We start from the raw sequence: 17,402 nt of genomic DNA on the forward strand, positions 1-17,402 counted from the left end.
GTGGTACGAGCGCTGCCGACCCAGACCGGCCCGATCGACCCCATGTCGAGTTGACCGGGTGGTCCACAACCGCTGGACCAGGCAGAACTTGAACAGGAGGACCCCTGCATGCCCGAGGGCGACTGTACGACCTACCGCGCGAGGTACGGCACCGCGGTATCCGAGTCAGAGGCGGAGGCACTGGTCACCGGCATCTGCTTCAAGACCGGACCACCGCGCATCACCGGTGTCGAACTGGAATGGCTGATCCACGAGCCGCACCGGCTCCATCTGCCCGTGTCCCCCGCCCGCCTGGAAGCGGCCTACGCCGCACTGCGGGCCCTGCCCCTGCACTCCCTGATCACCGTCGAACCAGGCGGCCAGCTGGAGCTCAGCTCGCTCCCCGCCGCCTCGCTCATGGAGTGCGTATCCGCCGTATCGGCCGATCTCTCCCTGGTACGCGACCGCCTTGCCACCCTGGATCTGACGCTCACCGGCCTCGGTGCCGATCCCTGGCGCCCGCCGTCCCGCATTCTGCAACGCCCTCGCTATGACGCGATGGAGCGCTATCTCGACCGCACCGGCCCCGCGGGCCGCCGCATGATGTGCTCCACGGCATCCGTGCAGATCTGCCTGGACGCGGGGCACGAGGAGCCCGGTCCGCTCGGCTACGGACGGCGCTGGCGGCTCTCCCATCTGCTGGGCCCCGTACTGGTCGCCGCCTTCGCCAACTCGCCGGTCCAGGACGGGCGTTCCACCGGCTGGCGCTCCACGCGGCAGGCCGTGTGGGCGTCGATCGACCCGGGCACGTCCGGCGCACCGCCGCTGGACGCGGAGCCACGGAAGGCCTGGGCGCGGCACGTGCTGGACGCCCCGGTGATGTTCATCCGGGGCGCCGGCGGGGACGACGGCGGCGAGACGCCCTGGGCCGTCCCGGAGGGGCTGACGTTTCGCACCTGGGCCCGCTCCGGCGGCCCGCGCCCGCCCACACGCGACGACCTCGACTACCACCTGACCACGCTGTTCCCGCCCGTACGCCCGCGCGGCCATCTGGAGCTGCGGATGGTCGACGCCCAGCCGGGCCGGCACGGCTGGATCGTGCCGCTGGCGGTGACGAGCGCCCTGTTCGACGACCCGCAGGCCGCCGAGACCGCCTACCGCACCGTGAAGCCGCTGGCCGAGCGCGCCTGCCCGCCCGGCGCGCCCGCGGCGCCGCGCAGCCCGCTGTGGCTGGACGCGGCCCGGCACGGGCTCGCCGACCCGGAGCTGCGGGAGGCCGCGACCGTGTGTTTCGCGGCCGCCGCCGACGCGCTGCCCCGGATGGGCGCGAGCGCCGAGGTGTGCGACGCGGTCGCCGCGTACGCCGAGCGGTATGTCGCGCGGGGCCGCTGCCCGGCGGACGACCTGCTCGACGGGCACCTCGCGGGCGACACCTACGACCACGAGCACGAGAAGGGCATCCTCCGATGACCGGAACAGTCAGCGACCCCGATGCGCTTCGACAGCGCGCCCTGACGGCGCTCCTCACCGCCCGGGACCGCACCTCGCTCCTCACCACCTGCGTCGAGGAACCCGAACTGACCGCACAGCACTCCCCGTTGATGTCGCCCCTCGTCTGGGACCTGGCGCACATCGGCAACCAGGAGGAGCTGTGGCTGCTGCGGGCGGTGGCGGGCCGTGACGCCATGCGGCCCGAGATCGACGGCCTGTACGACGCCTTCGAGCACCCGCGCTCCGAGCGGCCGAGCCTGCCGCTGCTCGCCCCCGTCGAGGCCCGCCGTTACGCGGCCGAGGTGCGCGGGCGCGCACTGGACGTCCTGGAGAGCACGCCGTTCCGCGGTTCCCCGCTGACCGACGCGGGCTTCGCGTTCGGCATGATCGCGCAGCACGAACAGCAGCACGACGAGACGATGCTGATCACTCATCAGCTGCGCTCGGGCCCCACGGCGCTCACGGCACCGGATCCCGCGCCCGCCCCGGCGTTCAGCGGACCGGCCGAAGTCCTCGTGCCGGGCGGCCCGTTCACGATGGGCACGTCCACCGAGCCGTGGGCACTGGACAACGAACGTCCGGCGCACCACCGTCTCGTGCCGCCGTTCCACATCGACACGACGCCGGTGAGCAACGCCGACTACCAGCGCTTCATCGCCGACGGCGGGTATGAGGAGCCGCGGTGGTGGGCCCCGGCGGGCTGGGACGTGGTCCGCGGCAACGGCCTCTCGGCTCCGCTGTTCTGGCGCCGGGAAGGCGGCCAGTGGCTGCGCCGCCACTTCGGGACCGTCGAAGTCGTTCCGCCCGACGAGCCGGTGCTGCACGTCAGTTGGTACGAGGCGGACGCCTACGCCCGGTGGGCGGGCCGGCGGCTGCCCAGCGAGGAGGAGTGGGAGAAGGCCGCCCGGCACGACCCGGCCACCGACCGCTCGATGCGCTACCCGTGGGGCGACGCGGACCCCACGCCCGAGCGCGCCAACCTGGGCCAGCGCCATCTCCGTCCGGCGCCCGTCGGCAGTTATCCCGCCGGGGAATCCCCGCTCGGCGTGCGCCAGTTGATCGGCGACGTGTGGGAGTGGACCTCCAGCGACTTCCTGCCCTATCCGGAGTTCGCCGCCTTCCCCTACCGCGAGTACTCCGACGTCTTCTTCGGCGGCGACTACAAGGTGCTGCGCGGCGGGGCGTTCTCCGTGGACGAGGTGGCCTGCCGGGGCACGTTCCGCAACTGGGACCACCCGGTCCGGCGGCAGATCTTCTCCGGGTTCCGCACCGCTCGCGACGCGGATCCGACGGAGGCTCCCTGATGTGCCGTCATCTCGCGTTCCTGGGTCCCGAGGAGCCACTGGGCAAGCTCCTCGTGGACCCCTTGCACAGCCTGTTCCGCCAGTCCTGGGCGCCGCGGCAGCAGCGCCACGGCACGGTCAACGCCGACGGGTTCGGGGTGGGCTGGTACGCCGGGGACGACCCGGTGCCCGCCCGCTACCGCCGTTCCGGGCCGATCTGGGGCGACCAGTCCTTCGCGGACCTCGCCCGGGTCGTGCGGTCCGGTGCGCTGCTCGCCGCGGTGCGTGACGCCACCGAGGCGGGCGCGGACGGCGAGGCCGCGGCGGCACCGTTCGCCGCCGGGACCTGGCTGTTCAGCCACAACGGCGCGGTCACGGGCTGGCCCCGTTCGCTGGCCCCGGTGTCCCGTCTGCTGCCGCCCGATGACCTCCTGTCCATGGAGGCGCGCTGCGACTCCGCCCTGGTGTGGGCGCTCGTCCTGCACCGGCTGCGCAGCGGCGACGACGAGGGCCAGGCTCTCGCGGACACAGTCGTCGAGGTCGCCGAGGCGGCCCCCGGATCACGCCTCAACCTGCTGCTCACCAACGGCGAGACGATCGCCGCGACCGCCTGGGGCGACACCCTCTGGTACCTCTCCGAACCGGGCCGCCGCACCGTCGTGGCCTCCGAGCCCTACGACGACGATCCGCACTGGCGTCAGGTGCCCGACCGCACCCTGCTCGCCGCCAGCCGTACCGATGTCCTGCTGACCCCGCTCAAGGAGCCATCCGCGTGAGCCCGTTCCAGTTGACCCGCACCCTGCCCGAGGACACCACGGACGCCGCCCTGCGCGCCGATGTCCTGCACGGCCTCACCCGCACGCCCAAGACGCTGCCGCCCAAGTGGTTCTACGACGCGCGGGGCAGCGCGCTCTTCGACGAGATCACCACGCTGCCCGAGTACTACCCGACGCGCGCCGAGCGGGAGATCCTGCAGACCCGCGCCGCGGAGATCGCCGCGGCGACGGGCGCGCGCACGCTGATCGAGCTGGGCTCTGGCTCGTCGGAGAAGACCCGCCACCTGATCGACGCGCTCGCGGACCTGCACACGTACGTACCCGTGGACGTGAGCGAGAGCGCGCTCACCGGCGCCGCGAACACCCTGATCGCCTCGCGCCCCTCGCTCAACGTGCACGCCCTGATCGCCGACTTCACCCGCGGCCTCGCCCTGCCGGGCACCCCGGGCCCGCGGCTCGTCGCCTTCCTGGGCGGCACGATCGGCAACCTGCTGCCCGCCGAGCGCACGGCGTTCCTGGCGTCGGTGCGCACTCTCCTCTCCCCCGGTGACGCGCTGCTGCTCGGCACGGACCTGGTGAAGGAGGAGTCGGTCCTCGTCTCGGCGTACGACGACGGGTCGGGCGTCACCGCCTCCTTCAACAAGAACGTCCTGGCCGTGATCAACCGTGAGCTGGGCGCGGACTTCGACCCCGACGCGTTCTCGCACGTGGCCGTCTGGGACCGCGAGCACGAGTGGATCGAGATGCGGCTGCGCTCCCTGGCCGCCCAGACGGTGAAGATCCCCGCGCTCGACCTGGCGGTCGACTTCGACCGCCACGAGGAGATGCGCACCGAGATCTCGGCGAAGTTCCGCGAGGAGACGGTACGGGCCGAGCTGTCCGCGGCGGACCTGAAGCTCACCCACTGGTGGACGGACGAGCGGGCTCGCTTCGCGCTGTCGCTGAGTGAGGCGCGCTAGGCCGGCCGGAGGCCCGTGACCGTCACGGGCCGCTGACGTCCAGCGTCTTGGTGATCCGGCGCGAGGCCGCCTTGGCCTCCGTCGCCGGATCACCCCCGGCGAGCACCTTCGACATGTACTCCTTGATGGGGTTGTCCGCCTCCACGGCCGCCCACTTCGGCGAGGCCGGTGTCGCCCGCCCGCGCGCGGCGCCCGCGGCCATCGCGGCGACGCCCTCCTCGTCCGAGACGGCGGAGGCGAGAGTCGTCTTGTTCGGCACGTAGTTCATGGTCCGTGCCAGGTCCTTCTGCCACTTCTTGCCCGCGAGCGCCTCGATGACGGCGACCGCACCCGCGCGGTCGTCCGTCTTCCCGCGCACCACGAGGTCGGAGCCGCCGGTGAAGACGGCTCCCGGCTTCGCCGCCGTCTTGCCGGGGATCGGGAAGTAGCCGAGCTTCCCCTTCATCTTCGGGTTCGCCTCCTCGATGGCCCGCGCCGTCCCGGGCACGGCGACGATCTGCGCCACGTCTCCCTCGGCGAACACCCCGGCCTGCGGCGGATGCTCCTCGTCCGCGTCCCGCGGACCCTCGCCCAGCGCCTGCAGCCGCTGATAGAAGTCCATCCCCCGTAGTGCCGCGGGCGCGTGCAGGCTGCCCTCCCACACGCCTCTGGACCCCTTGGCCTCGGTGGCCAGTTCGCCGCCCTCGTCCCAGATGAATCCGGCCAGGGTGTACCAGTCCTGGCCTGCCAGATAGATCCCCTGGCCGCCACCGGAGTTGAGCCGCTCCGTGGCATCGAGCCACTGGGCGCGGGTCTTCGGCGGCTCCTCGATTCCGGCCTGCGCGAAGAGGTCCTTGTTGTAGATGACGACGCGGTTGGCGGCGTACCAAGGGATGCCGTACTGACTGCCGTTGTAGCGCCCCGGTTCGGCCAGGCCCGGCAGCCAGTCCTTCATGCCGAGGTCGCGGGCGGACTCCAGGGTGAGGTCGTAGAGCCCGCCCTCGTCGACGTACTGGGCCACCTGCGTGTTGCCGACCTCGATGACGTCGGGCCCCTCCTCCGCCTTGAGCGCGGCCTTGACCTTGCCGCCGATGCCCGTCCACTCCTGGAGGCGTATCTCCAGGTCGATGTCGCCGTTCCGGTTCTCGAAGTCCGTGGTGAACCGCTTGATGAACTCCGGCGACGCGCTGCCCCGCATGAGCCACACGGTGACGGTCCGCCGCTCGTCCTCTCCGCCCGGCAGGACGCCGCAGCCGGGGAGCAGCACGGTGGCGGCGAGAACGAGGGTCAGGGACATGGCGACGCGGCGGTGCGGTTTCACGTGGGTCACTTTCTGCCTGCGGACAGGGAAGGTCGGCCCGACGCGGGGGGGTGAGCTGATGGCTCGAACGGGTATGTCTGGATTTTGGTCTGTACCAATGAGTCGGTCAAGGCCTTGCGCCCACCGTCTCGCGCACCGCCGCGTGGTGGGGCACGGTGGAGTGACGTCACCCCACAGCTGTGAGGTCACCACACGGCGGAGAGGAACAGCCTCATGTCCGACCACACCTACCGGGTCACCGAGATCGTCGGCACCTCGCACGAAGGAGTCGACCAGGCCATCCGCAACGGCATCGCCCGCGCCTCGCAGACGCTGCGCTCGCTGGACTGGTTCGAGGTCACCCAGGTGCGAGGCCACATCGAGAACGGCGAGATCGAGCACTACCAGGTGGGCCTGAAGGTCGGGTTCCGCCTCGACGACGGCGACAGCGCCTGACCTGGGCGCCGGGCCCTCACGTCCGCCCCTCACGCTCCTGAGCGTCCTTGAGCGCGGCGGACGTGCTCGTCCAGCGCGCCCGTACGACCGTGAAGCCCGCCCGCTCCGCCTCGTCGCACACCAGCTCGTCGTCGTCCACCAGCATCCGGACCTCGCGGGACCGGGAGATCCTCCGCAGGATCTCCAGCTTGGTACGGCGGGCGGGCCGCCGGTCGTCGTTGCGGCGCATCCAGACGCGCCCCTCCGGAAGCCCTTGGGCCGCCAGCCACGCCACGGTGTCCTGGCGGCACCGCTCGGGCCTGCCCGTGAGGTAGACGACCTCGCACTCCCGCGCGCTCTCCAGGGCGAGCGCCACGCCCTTCTCCAGCGGCGGGTCGTCCGGTGCCGCCGCGAAGAAGGCGGCCCAGTCCCGCGGCTTGCGTTCCAGGAAGCGCTGGCGGTGCGCGGTGTCCGCGAGGGTGCCGTCCAGGTCGAACACGGCCAGGGATCTGCTGTCGTCCGTCACGCGCCCAGCGTAGACATTCCTAGGACCGCGGACCCCGGTAGGTCCTACCCCCGCGCCGTGGCAACGCCGCGACCGCATCCCCCGGAACCGCGATCGTCTCGGCGGCCAAATGCAGCTCGGTCCTGACGGTCGCGGACGACAGGTCGACGCCCAGGAGCGTGCCGCACTTGGCCAGCCACGCGGTCAGGGTGGACCGGTGCAGTCCCAGCTCGGTGGCGGCGGGGGCCGTCCGGCCGCGCTGCCTCAGCCAGCAGCGGAGCGCGGTGCGCAGGCGTGTGTCCAACGGTGCGAGGAGGGCGGTGGCCCAGCGCCGGGCTTCATCGCAGCCGAGCAGGTCGGCGGGCAGCGGCGAGGCGGGAAGGCGTACGGGCGCAGCGGCCGGCTCCGGTGGCTCCGGGGCCCGCAGGGCGAGCAGGAGCTGCGCCTGGACGGTGGGGTCGTCGAGATCGGCGGTGAGCAGGGCGCTGATGCCGCGCAGGCGTGAGCGGACCGTGCCCTCGGACACGTCAAGGGCCGGGGCGGCGGCCTGGGCCGAGCCCGACCGCAGCCAGGCCTCCAGGGTCCGGCGCTGCGCACGGCCCAGGGGCCGCAGGACGGCGGCGGACCATGCGGTGAGCCGGTCCGTGGGCACGACGCGGAGGAGCCCGTGTGCGCCGAGGCCGGCCGCGGGGACGAGCTGTCCGGCGGCAGCGCCGTTCCGCACGGTCCCGGCCTCGGTCCACGCCGTGGGGAGCATGTCCAGGGGTACGGGGTCCGCCGCTCCTCCGGCCAGCTGGTGGCGCTCGGCGATGCGGGCCAGGAGCGTGAGCGTCGCGCTCTGGTCACCCTGGGCGCCGTGCAGGGCGACCACCGCCAGTTCGTTGTCGTCCCGGGTGATCAGGATGCGGGGGCCGCCGGGGGGCAGGGCGGGCTGCGCCGCTCGCCACAGGGCCTGGTGGGCGGTGTGCGCGTTGCTGCCGGTGAGCCGGTACACGGTGGCGTGCGTGGGGAGCGGGGCGGGCGTGGGGTGTGTTGCGTGTGCGGCGTGCGAGGCCGTGCTGCCTCCTCCGCCGCCGACGCCGAGCACCTCGGTGGCCAGGCGGTGCCGGCCGCTCAGCAGCAGGTGCAGCGCGGCGCCGTGCAGTCGCTGCTCGGCGCCTCGTGTCTCCTCCGCCTGCCGGGCCCGCACCAGCAGCAGGTCGGCGGTGCACTGCGCGATCAGGGCGACGCGCGGTGCGGGCGTCGCTTCCCCGGGGCCGAGGACGAGCACGGCGTCGGCCACCTGCTGAACGGTCAGGTGCGGATGGGTCCGAGGGTGCGCGGCGGCCCGCACCGCCGCGGGCCCCGCGGTGTGCGGGTGGCTGTGCACGGCGCCCACCACGGGGTTCACCACGGCGGCCCAGCCGTCGGCCAGGGCGGCGGCCTCGGCGATCAGCTCGGCACCGGAGCGGCCCGCCGCCTGCGTGAGCCGACGCGCCACTCCGTACGCCGTGTCCTCCACGGGGAAGGCGGGAGGCGCGGGCGAGCCGGAAGGGGCAGGAGCGGCGGGCGCGGGCCCCGCGCCGTCCTGCGCGCGGCCCGCCTTGCTCGGTGTCACGGAATGCGTGCGACGGCGCCCCAGCCCGCCCGCTCGGTGGTGCGGTCCGTGGTGGAGTCGGGTCGCCAGTTGGGCCAGGAGACGAAGCCGGGTTCGACGAGCTCAAGGCCCTCGAAGAAGGCGACCGTCACCTCCGGCTCGCGGAAGATGTAGGGAATCGCGCCGGAGTTGTTGTACTCCTCCTGGACCTTGCGGTGTTCCTCGTCCGACGCGGTGGAGTGGCTCAGGGCGAGATGACTCCCCGAGGGGAGCTTCTCCACCAGGCGGCGTACGAGGGACAGGGCGTCGTCCCAGTCGACGATGTGACCGAGGACGTCGTTGATCACCAGGGCGACAGGCCGGGTCAGGTCGAGGGTCTCGGCCGCTCCCCGCAGGACGGCTTCGGTGTCGCGCATGTCCGCGAGCACATAGGCGGTGGCGCCCTCGGGGGTGCTCGTACGCATCGCGTGCACGTGCAGCAGGACGAGCGGGTCGTGGTCCACGTAGACCACCCGGGATTCGGGGGCGATGCGCTGGGCGACCTCGTGGGTGTTGTTGGCGGTCGGTAACCCCGCACCCAGGTCGAGGAACTGCCGGATCTTCGCCTCCCGTGCCAGGTGGCTGACGGTGCGCCGCAGGAAGTCCCGGGACTCCCGGGCGAACTGCTCGATCAGCGGGTACTTGTCGCGGTAGGCGTCACCGGCCTGCTGGTCGGCCGGGAAGTTGTCCTTGCCGCCGAGCCAGTAGTTCCAGACACGCGCGCTGTGCGCCACGGACGTGTCTATCTCCGGGGGCAGTTTGGTCGGTTCGGTCACGCCAGTTCCTCTTTCGACTCGTGGGGGTGGGGTGCGGCGGTGCAGGAGTAGTCAAGGAGCATGAGATAGGCCGTCACGGTCTCGTGCGCGTCGCAGACGTCGGCCGTGCCGGGCAGGCCGCCCTCCCGGACGACGTGGTCGGAGATCTCCGGCACCTCGACCCGGTACACGGTCAGCGGCGGACTGCCGGTCATGGCGTGCGCCGGTCCGTCCAACGGGTGGATCTGCAGGGTCACTTCGGGCCGGTCGGCGGCTGATCTGAGCGACCGCACCTGCCCGGCCATGACCTCCGCGCTCCCTACCCGCGTGCGCAGGGCCGCCGCCGACGTCAGGGCCCAGATGCGCGTCTGCTGGGTACGCAACCGCTCTTGACGTTCCATCAGGAACTCGGTCCGGCGGTCCTTGTCCGCGGGGGACAGGTCCGGGCGCAGGATGTCGTCGACGGCACGGGAGTATGCCGGGGTGCGCAGCAGGGCGGGCACGAGTGCCGGGTGCCAGGTGCGGATGATGCTGGCGGCGGACTCCACGCTCATCAGGTCGAGCTGCCACGCGTCCATGACGGCGCGCCACGGGTGCCACCAGCCGGGGCGGTTGGCGGCCGCCAGCTTGCCGAGGAATTCCTCGGTCTCCGCCGCACTCGCCCCGTACACCGAAAGGAGCGTGGAAACCTGGCCCGCGTCCAGGGATGTCTGGGCCTGCTCGATACGGCGGACGGTCGCCGGATGGGCACCGAGGGCCTCGGCGGCCTGTCCGAAACTCAGCCCCGCGGACTCGCGCAGAGTCTTCAGCCGAGTGGCCAGAACCAGGTGCGCGACAGTCCTTCCGGATCGCTCACGAGCCACAAACACCTCCGCCCTTCCGGCACTTGCCGCAATCTATGGACAGTGCACACTCTGTACCTTGCAATCGCTGCGCACAACCCTTTGTATGTCCCTATTCCCTATGGCGAAAGCCCAGGACCGGGCCGAGAGAAGGAATGATCAACTTTCCGTGAGAGCACGTAAGTTGAAATCAAAAACAGGGCACCCGGTTCACACGGAGCTGCCACCGATCGGCGAACGATACCTCCAGCAAATCCACGACCTTTTCCACTTATTGAATGGCGAATGGCATTGGGATGTCCTGGTGGCCCTGAATGACGGACCACTGCGGTACACGGAATTGTTGAATACGGTTCGCGCGCAGACCCCCGTCAGCAACTGGCCCGGGAATGCCCACCAGTACCTCCAGGAGGGCATACTGAGCCGGACCCTGCAGCGTCTCACGCAGGGAGAACTCATCGAACGCGTACGGCCGGTGGGCCACCCGTACGCCACGACGTACCGCCTCGCCCCGCCGGCCCGGAAACTCTTGACGGCCATGGCACCCGCCGTCCAGTGGACCGAGGCGCATTCCGCGCTCGTGGTCCGTGTCCAGGGGCTGCGGCAGAGGATGCCCGAGGAATAGCCGCCCCCGCCCCCCGCGGCGACCAAAATCACTTTGCCCGCACCCCGAACCTCGCGGATCATGGAGAGCACAGCGCAGGCGAAGGGATCTCGCGTGGAAACGACCCGGTTCTCCGTCCTCGACCGTTCCCGCACCCGCGAGGGGCACGACGGCCCCGAGGCGCTGCGCGACACCGTGCGCCTGGCCCAGGAGCTCGAAGGGCTCGGGTACCACCGCCTCTGGGTGTCGGAGCACCACGCGGTGCCGGGCGTCGCGGGCTCCGCGCCGACCGTGCTCGCCGCGGCGGTCGCCGCCGCGACGCGCACCATCCGGGTCGGCACCGGCGGCGTGATGCTGCCCAACCACCAACCCCTCGTCGTCGCCGAGCAGTTCGGGGTCCTCGAAGCGCTCTTCCCCGGACGCGTCGACATGGGGCTCGGCCGCTCGGTGGGGTTCACCGACGGGGTGCGCAAGGCCCTGGGCCGGGACAAGCACGACGCCGAGGACTTCGCGGCGCAGCTCACCGAGCTCCTCGGCTGGTTCCGCGGCACCTCGGACACCGGAGCGCACGCCCGCCCCAGCGAGGGCATGACCGTCCCGCCGTTCGTCCTGGCCATCGGCGAGGGCGCCACCATCGCGGCACGGGCCGGGCTTCCCATGGTCATCGGCGACATCAGGAGCCGCGACAAGATGCTCCGCGGCATCGAGCACTACCGCGCCTCCTTCCGCCCCTCGGAGTGGTCGAGCGAGCCGTACGTGGTCGTCTCGGGCACGATCGCCGTCGCCGGGACCCCCGAGGAGGCCCGCCGCCTGCTGATACCGGAAGCCTGGTCGATGGCGTACTCACGCACCCACGGCACCTTCCCGCCCCTGCCGCCCGCCGAGCGCGTCGAGTCACCGGCGATGACGATGACCGAGAAGGAGCGCGGCTTCTACGAATCCGGTCTCGCCGGCCACATCCACGGCACGGAGGAACAGGTGGCCGACGAGCTTGAAACGCTGATCAAGGAGAGCGGCGCACAAGAAGTGCTGGTCACGACCAGTACGTACGACCGCGAAGGCCTCCTCGACTCCTTCCGGCGCCTGGCCCGGGTCGCGGGTCTGGCCGGGACCTAGAATCGTGGGGTTTGCCCCCGAGCCGCGTACGGAGTCCCCATGCACAGCCCCCACGATCCGTTCGTACGCGTCCGGGGTGCCCGCGAGCACAATCTCCGGGACGTCGACGTGGACGTCCCGCGTGACGTCCTCGCGGTCTTCACCGGCGTCTCGGGATCGGGGAAGTCGTCCCTCGCCTTCGGGACGATCTACGCGGAGGCGCAGCGGCGCTACTTCGAGTCCGTCGCACCGTACGCCAGGCGGCTGATCCATCAGGTGGGGGCGCCGAAGGTCGGGGAGATCACCGGGCTGCCCCCGGCGGTCTCGCTCCAGCAGCGCCGCTCGGCGCCCACGTCGCGCTCCTCGGTGGGCACGGTCACGAACCTGTCGAACTCCCTGCGCATGCTGTTCTCCCGCGCCGGCACCTACCCCGAGGGCGCCGAGCGGCTCGACTCGGACGCCTTCTCACCGAACACGGCCGCCGGGGCCTGTCCCCGGTGCCACGGCCTCGGCCGGGTGCACGGCACCACCGAGGAGCTCCTGGTCCCCGATCCGACCCTCTCCGTCCGCGAGGGCGCGATCGCGGCCTGGCCCGGTGCCTGGCAGGGCAAGAACCTCCGCGACGTCCTGGACGCCCTCGGGTACGACGTCGACCGGCCCTGGCGCGAGCTGCCGCAGACGGACCGGGACTGGATCCTGTTCACGGACGAGCAGCCGGTGGTGACGGTGCACCCGGTGCGGGACGCGGACCGCATCCAACGCCCGTACCAGGGCACGTACATGAGCGCCCGGCGCTATGTGCTGAAGACGTTCTCGGACTCCAAGAGCCAGACGCTGCGCGCCAAGGCCGAGCGGTTCCTGGCGAGCGCCGACTGCCCGGCGTGCGGCGGCAGCAGGCTGCGCCCGGAGGCGATGGCGGTCACGTTCGCGGGCCACACGATCGCCGACCTCGCCGCACTGCCCCTGTCGGAGCTGGCCAGGGCGCTGGAGAGCGGCACGGGCTCGGAGGCGGCCCGCGTCCTGTCCGACGACCTCCTGGCCCGCATCGCCACGATCACCGAACTCGGCCTCGGCTATCTGAGCCCGGACCGCGCCACGCCCACCCTCTCGACGGGCGAGCTGCAGCGGCTGCGCCTTGCGACCCAGTTGCGTTCCGGGCTCTTCGGTGTCGTGTACGTCCTGGACGAGCCGTCGGCCGGCCTGCACCCGGCGGACACGGAGTCCCTGCTCACCGTCCTGGACCGGCTCAAGGCCGCGGGGAACTCGGTCTTCGTCGTGGAGCACCATCTCGACGTCATGCGCCACGCGGACTGGCTCGTCGACGTGGGTCCTGACGCGGGTGAGCACGGCGGGCAGGTGCTGCACAGCGGCCCGGTGGCGGATCTGGAGGCCGTCACGGAGTCCGCGACGGCCCGTTTCCTCTTCGGCCGTGAGACCGGCGGGCCGCGCGAGGTGCGCGTCCCGCGCGGCTGGCTGAAGGTCGGGCCCGTCACCCGGCACAACCTGCGCGACGTGACGGCCGAGTTCCCGCTCGGTGCCTTCACCGCCGTCACCGGCGTCTCCGGCTCGGGCAAGTCCACGCTCATCGGCGAGGTCACCGAGGAACTGGACGGCGTGGGGCGCCTGGTGTGCGTCGACCAGAAGCCGATCGGCCGCACGCCCCGCTCCAACCTGGCCACCTACACCGGCCTCTTCGACGTCGTGCGCAAGGTCTTCGCGGCCACGGACGCGGCACGGAGCCGGGGTTACGGCGTCGGGCGTTTCTCGTTCAACGTCGCGGGCGGGCGGTGCGAGACCTGTCAGGGCGAGGGGTTCGTGAGCGTGGAGCTGCTCTTCCTGCCCAGTACGTACGCGCCGTGCCCCGACTGCGGGGGTGCGCGCTACAACCCCGAGACCCTCGAAGTGACCTACCAGGGACGGAACATCGCGGAGGTGCTCGACCTGACGGTGGAGGCGGCGGCGGAGTTCTTCGCGGACACGCCGGCCGTGGCCCGCAGCCTGCGGACCCTCCTGGACGTGGGTCTGGGCTATCTGCGCCTCGGGCAGCCCGCGACGGAGCTGTCGGGCGGCGAGGCCCAGCGCATCAAGCTGGCCAGCGAGCTGCAGCGGGTCCGGCGCGGTCACACGCTCTACCTCCTGGACGAGCCGACGACCGGTCTTCACCCGGCGGACGTCGAGGTCCTGATGCGCCAGTTGCACGGCCTGGTGGACGGGGGCCATTCGGTGGTGGTCGTCGAGCACGACATGGCGGTGGTGGCGGGCGCGGACTGGGTGATCGACCTGGGGCCGGGCGGCGGCGACGAGGGCGGACGTGTCGTCGCGTCGGGGCCGCCCGCGGTGGTGGCGGAGGCCGCGGGGAGCCGGACGGCGCCGTATCTGGCGCGGGCGACGACCGGCAGCCGGTGAGGTTGGTCCGCACCAACTCCTTGACTGCGCACCGGAGTCTGCCTTAAATCAAGTACTGAACAAAGCGTCGGGGTTGATCGCCCGCCGCGTTCAGTTCTCGACACCGAGTTGTCATGCGCATGTCTCCTTGCCTGGCGCCTCCCTCTACCCGCCAGCACCCCCCACTCCCTCGCCACCCCCACGTGAAGCGATGTGATGACAGTGCACACCTCTTGGCGCCGCCGTGCGGCGCTCTCCACGGCCGCCCTGGCCTGCTGTGCCACGGCCCTGGCCGGACTGCCCGCCGGAGCGTCGGCGGCCCCCTCCCCCACCGGTTCCGCCGCGGCCGCCACCTTCACCGACGACTTCAACGGGCCCGCCGGCTCGGCGGTCGACGGCGGCAAGTGGCAGGTCGAGACCGGCGACAACGTCAACAACCACGAGCGGCAGTACTACACCTCGGGCAACAAGAACGCCGCCCTCGACGGCCAGGGCAACCTGGTCATCACCGCCCGCAAGGAGAACCCCGCCAACTACCAGTGCTGGTACGGGCGTTGCGAGTACACCTCGGCCCGGCTCAACACCTCCGGCAAGTTCACGCAGACGTACGGCCATGTCGAGGCCAGGATGAAGATCCCGCGGGGGCAGGGCATCTGGCCCGCGTTCTGGATGCTCGGCGCCGACATCGGCAGCGTGGGCTGGCCCCAGAGCGGCGAGATCGACGTCATGGAGAACGTCGGCTTCGAACCGGGGACCGTCCACGGCACCCTGCACGGGCCCGGCTACTCGGGCTCGGGTGGCGTCGGCGCGGGTTACACGCTGCCCGGCGGCGAGGCGTTCGCGGACAAGTTCCACACCTTCGCTGTGGACTGGTCACCGAACAAGGTCACATGGTCCGTGGACGGCAACGTCTACCAGACCCGCACCCCGGCCGACGTCAGCGGCAAGCAGTGGGTCTTCGACAAGCCCTTCTTCCTGATCCTCAACCTCGCCGTCGGCGGCTACTGGCCCGGCGACCCGGACGGCAGCACGAGCTTCCCCCAGCAGCTCGTCGTCGACTACGTCCACGTGACCACCAACACCTAGGCAGCGCACGCTAGTTGAGCCGCGCCAGCAGGTGCGCGGCCTCGCGGGTCGCCGGATACAGGTCCAGGTAGAGCCCGTAGAGCCGGTCATAGACGGTCGAGGTGGTGGCGTCCGGAGCCACCACCTCGACCGTCGGATTCCAGTGCGCGATGTCGCCGGGCCCGGCGAGCCCGGCGCCGACCGCCGCGAGGAAGGCGTCGCCGTAGGCGGCTCCGACGGTGTGGCGCGGCAGGTGCTGCTCGCGTCCGGTCACGTCGGAGACGATCCGGGTCCACAGCGCACGGGCGCCACCACCGACCGCGACCAGGCGCTCGGCGGTGGCGCCCGCCTCCGTCATGGCGGCGAGGTTGTGCCGGACGCCGTACGCCGTGGCCTCCAGGGCGGCCCGGTAGAGGTGGCCGCGGCCGTGCCGCAGCGTCAGGCCGTGCACGAGGCCCCGCGCGTCGGGGTCGAAGAGCGGGGTGCGCTCCCCCGCAAAGTACGGCAGCATCAGCAGCCCCTCGGCGCCGGGCGGCAACTCCCCTGCTTCCGCTGTCAGTTGCTCGTACGAGCTGCCGGTGAGGTCACGCAGCCAGCCGGTGACCGCCCCCGACGTCGCCATCCCTGCGGCCAGGCAGTACGTGCCGGGGAACGCGCCCGCCGTGCCCCACAGGTGCGGGCTGGTCAGCGGCTCCGCCAGGATGCCGACCAGGAACATCGTCGTGCCGTACATGAGCATGAGATCGCCGGGAGCGGCGACACCGACACCGGCCGCTTCCGCCCAGGCGTCGACCGTGCCCGCGACGACGGGGGTGCCCGCGGGAAGGCCGGTGAGGGCCTCGGCCCGCGGAGTCACGGCGCCGACGACATCGGACGGCCAGACCAGCTCGGGCCATTCGAGACCCGGGGCGATCTCCTCGCAGCGCTCGCCGATCCACTCCCGGGCGGCCAAGTCGTACAGCGGGGTGCACTGGCTCGCCGAGTGGTGGTCGAGGACGTACCGGCCGGTGAGGCGGCGCACGAGGTACGAACTCGCCATGTACCAGCGGCGGGTGAGCCCATAGGCCACCGGTTCCTGGCTCCGCAGCCAGCCCAGCTTCGGGCCGATCGCCTGGCTGGTCAGGGGCGAGCCGCAGCGGCGGATGATCTCGTCGGGGCCGTAGCGCTCGTTCTGCTCGGCGATCTCGGCGCCGGCCCGGGTGTCGACGCCGTACAGGATGGCGGGGCGGACCGGCGTGTCCTTCTCGTCGACAGGGAGCAGGCAGGGTCCGATGCCGCTGACGCCGACCGCGGCGAGCGACTCGCCCGCGGGCATACCGGCCAGCAACTCCCGTGCCAGAGAACGAAATTCGGCCCACCACACGCCATCCGCGTCGTGCTCGAACCAGCCGGGGTGCGGGGTGGACGTCGTGTGCTCGCGCTGCGCCTGGGCGACGAGCGTGCCGTCGGGGCGGACGAGGGCACCCTTGGAGGAGGACGTCCCGATATCGACGCCGAGCAGTAAGCCGGTGCGTGACGGCTCGGTGGCGGAGGTCACGGCTACGGGACGATCGCGTCGACGTAGCCGCCGTCGACCCGCACGGCGCCGCCCGTCGTGGCCGAGGCGAGCGGCGAGCTGAGATAGACGACCATGTTCGCGATCTCCTCCGGCTCGATGAGCCGCTGGATGAGGGACTGCGGGCGGTGCTTGACCATGAACTCGCGCTGCGCCTCGTCCCAGGGCAGTGCGGAGTCGACCAGCTCGTACACGAAGTCCTCCACTCCGCCGGTGTGGGTCGGGCCCGCGATCACGGAGTTGACGGTCACGCCCGAACCGGCGGCCTCCTTCGCGAAGCCTCGGGAGACCGCGAGGAGCGCGGTCTTCGAGGTGCCGTAGTGGATCATCTCGGCGGGGGTGACGATCGCCGAGTCGCTGGCGATGTTCTGGATCCGCCCCCAGGAGCGGTCCTTCATCCCGGGCAGGTAGTGCCGGATCATGCGGACGGCGGTCAGTACGTTGACCTCGAAGTAGCGGCGCCATTCGTCGTCGCTGATGTCGAGCGCCGGCTCCGCGCCGAAGATGCCCAGGTTGTTGACGAGGATGTCCGCCCGGGGAACGGCCGCGAAGACCTGTGCGGCGCCCTCGTCGGTGGAGATGTCACCGGGAGACGCGATGAACTCGGCGCCGCCGTGCTCCTCCTTCAGCCGTTCGACGGCCTTGTCGACAGAGGCGGCGGACCGTCCGTTGACGGCGACCCGGGCCCCCGCCTTGGCCAGGCCGACCGCGATGGCCGCCCCGATTCCCTGGGTCGATCCGGTGACGAGGGCGGTCTTGCCGGAGAGATCGACGAGCAT

General features: G+C 71.8%; 16 protein-coding genes. 9 read left to right on the plus strand and 7 right to left on the minus strand.

The window, feature by feature from the left end:
- The first annotated feature begins 108 nt into the window (after positions 1-108).
- From egtA to egtD, 4 genes are read left to right on the plus strand one after another with little or no spacing between them, the layout of a single operon-like run.
- Positions 109-1,449 (plus strand): ergothioneine biosynthesis glutamate--cysteine ligase EgtA, encoded by a 1,341-nt coding sequence (gene egtA, locus OG302_RS06355; protein WP_371525828.1) that lies wholly within the window; start codon positions 109-111, stop codon positions 1,447-1,449.
- Positions 1,446-2,774 carry an ergothioneine biosynthesis protein EgtB gene (egtB, locus tag OG302_RS06360; RefSeq protein WP_371525829.1) on the plus strand — a complete coding sequence of 443 codons (1,329 nt, stop codon included), beginning with the start codon at positions 1,446-1,448 and terminating at the stop codon, positions 2,772-2,774. Before egtA ends, egtB begins: the two co-directional genes overlap by 4 nt.
- Positions 2,774-3,529 carry an ergothioneine biosynthesis protein EgtC gene (gene egtC / locus OG302_RS06365; protein WP_371525830.1) on the plus strand — a complete coding sequence of 252 codons (756 nt, stop codon included), beginning with the start codon at positions 2,774-2,776 and terminating at the stop codon, positions 3,527-3,529. The genes egtB and egtC overlap by 1 nt, the downstream gene beginning before the upstream one ends.
- Complete coding sequence (egtD, locus tag OG302_RS06370; RefSeq protein WP_371525831.1) at positions 3,526-4,488, plus strand: L-histidine N(alpha)-methyltransferase; 963 nt, start codon at positions 3,526-3,528, stop codon at positions 4,486-4,488. Before egtC ends, egtD begins: the two co-directional genes overlap by 4 nt.
- A 22-nt stretch (positions 4,489-4,510) precedes the next feature.
- Here egtD and OG302_RS06375 read toward each other — a convergent pair whose 3' ends face one another.
- Complete coding sequence (locus OG302_RS06375; protein ID WP_371750028.1) at positions 4,511-5,764, minus strand: extracellular solute-binding protein; 1,254 nt, start codon at positions 5,762-5,764, stop codon at positions 4,511-4,513.
- 237 nt (positions 5,765-6,001) lie between these two features.
- Here OG302_RS06375 and OG302_RS06380 point away from each other — a divergent pair, with 237 nt between their 5' ends.
- Positions 6,002-6,223: a dodecin gene (locus tag OG302_RS06380; RefSeq protein ID WP_361831529.1), complete on the plus strand. Its 222-nt coding sequence runs from the start codon at positions 6,002-6,004 to the stop codon at positions 6,221-6,223.
- 16 nt (positions 6,224-6,239) lie between these two features.
- Here the strand turns inward: OG302_RS06380 and OG302_RS06385 are convergent, their stop codons facing one another.
- Genes OG302_RS06385 through OG302_RS06400 form a run of 4 tightly spaced genes read right to left on the minus strand, consistent with a single transcriptional unit; the run spans position 6,240 to position 9,940 of the window.
- Positions 6,240-6,728 carry a hypothetical protein gene (locus OG302_RS06385; RefSeq protein WP_371525832.1) on the minus strand — a complete coding sequence of 163 codons (489 nt, stop codon included), beginning with the start codon at positions 6,726-6,728 and terminating at the stop codon, positions 6,240-6,242.
- A gap of 19 nt (positions 6,729-6,747) precedes the next feature.
- The gene (locus tag OG302_RS06390; RefSeq protein ID WP_371525833.1) at positions 6,748-8,304 is read right to left on the minus strand and encodes a helix-turn-helix domain-containing protein; all 1,557 of its coding nucleotides are present in this window, start codon (positions 8,302-8,304) and stop codon (positions 6,748-6,750) included.
- Complete coding sequence (locus OG302_RS06395; RefSeq protein ID WP_371525834.1) at positions 8,301-9,098, minus strand: SAM-dependent methyltransferase; 798 nt, start codon at positions 9,096-9,098, stop codon at positions 8,301-8,303. The genes OG302_RS06390 and OG302_RS06395 overlap by 4 nt, the downstream gene beginning before the upstream one ends.
- A complete protein-coding gene (locus OG302_RS06400; RefSeq protein WP_371525835.1) occupies positions 9,095-9,940 on the minus strand; it encodes a helix-turn-helix domain-containing protein in 846 nt (281 codons plus the stop codon). The genes OG302_RS06395 and OG302_RS06400 overlap by 4 nt, the downstream gene beginning before the upstream one ends.
- A gap of 322 nt (positions 9,941-10,262) precedes the next feature.
- Between OG302_RS06400 and OG302_RS06405 the strand changes: the two genes are divergently transcribed.
- The 4 genes from OG302_RS06405 (at position 10,263) to OG302_RS06420 (ending at position 15,089) form a co-directional block, all read left to right on the plus strand.
- Positions 10,263-10,544, plus strand: a complete 282-nt coding sequence (locus tag OG302_RS06405) for a hypothetical protein (RefSeq protein ID WP_371525836.1) — start codon at positions 10,263-10,265, stop codon at positions 10,542-10,544.
- A gap of 60 nt (positions 10,545-10,604) precedes the next feature.
- On the plus strand, positions 10,605-11,639 hold the full coding sequence (locus tag OG302_RS06410; protein ID WP_371525837.1) for an LLM class flavin-dependent oxidoreductase: 1,035 nt from the start codon (positions 10,605-10,607) through the stop codon (positions 11,637-11,639).
- A gap of 39 nt (positions 11,640-11,678) precedes the next feature.
- The gene (locus OG302_RS06415) at positions 11,679-14,024 is read left to right on the plus strand and encodes an ATP-binding cassette domain-containing protein (protein ID WP_371525838.1); all 2,346 of its coding nucleotides are present in this window, start codon (positions 11,679-11,681) and stop codon (positions 14,022-14,024) included.
- A gap of 195 nt (positions 14,025-14,219) precedes the next feature.
- Entirely contained in the window at positions 14,220-15,089 is an 870-nt protein-coding gene (locus OG302_RS06420; RefSeq protein WP_371525839.1) for a family 16 glycosylhydrolase, read from the plus strand.
- 10 nt (positions 15,090-15,099) lie between these two features.
- Here the strand turns inward: OG302_RS06420 and OG302_RS06425 are convergent, their stop codons facing one another.
- On the minus strand, positions 15,100-16,605 hold the full coding sequence (locus OG302_RS06425; protein WP_371525840.1) for an FGGY-family carbohydrate kinase: 1,506 nt from the start codon (positions 16,603-16,605) through the stop codon (positions 15,100-15,102).
- Between the two features lie 2 nt (positions 16,606-16,607).
- Positions 16,608-17,402, minus strand: coding sequence for an SDR family NAD(P)-dependent oxidoreductase (locus OG302_RS06430; protein WP_371525841.1), 795 nt, complete (start codon positions 17,400-17,402; stop codon positions 16,608-16,610).

It is taken from the genome of Streptomyces sp. NBC_01283 (assembly GCF_041435335.1).
Classification (GTDB): Bacteria; Actinomycetota; Actinomycetes; order Streptomycetales; family Streptomycetaceae; genus Streptomyces.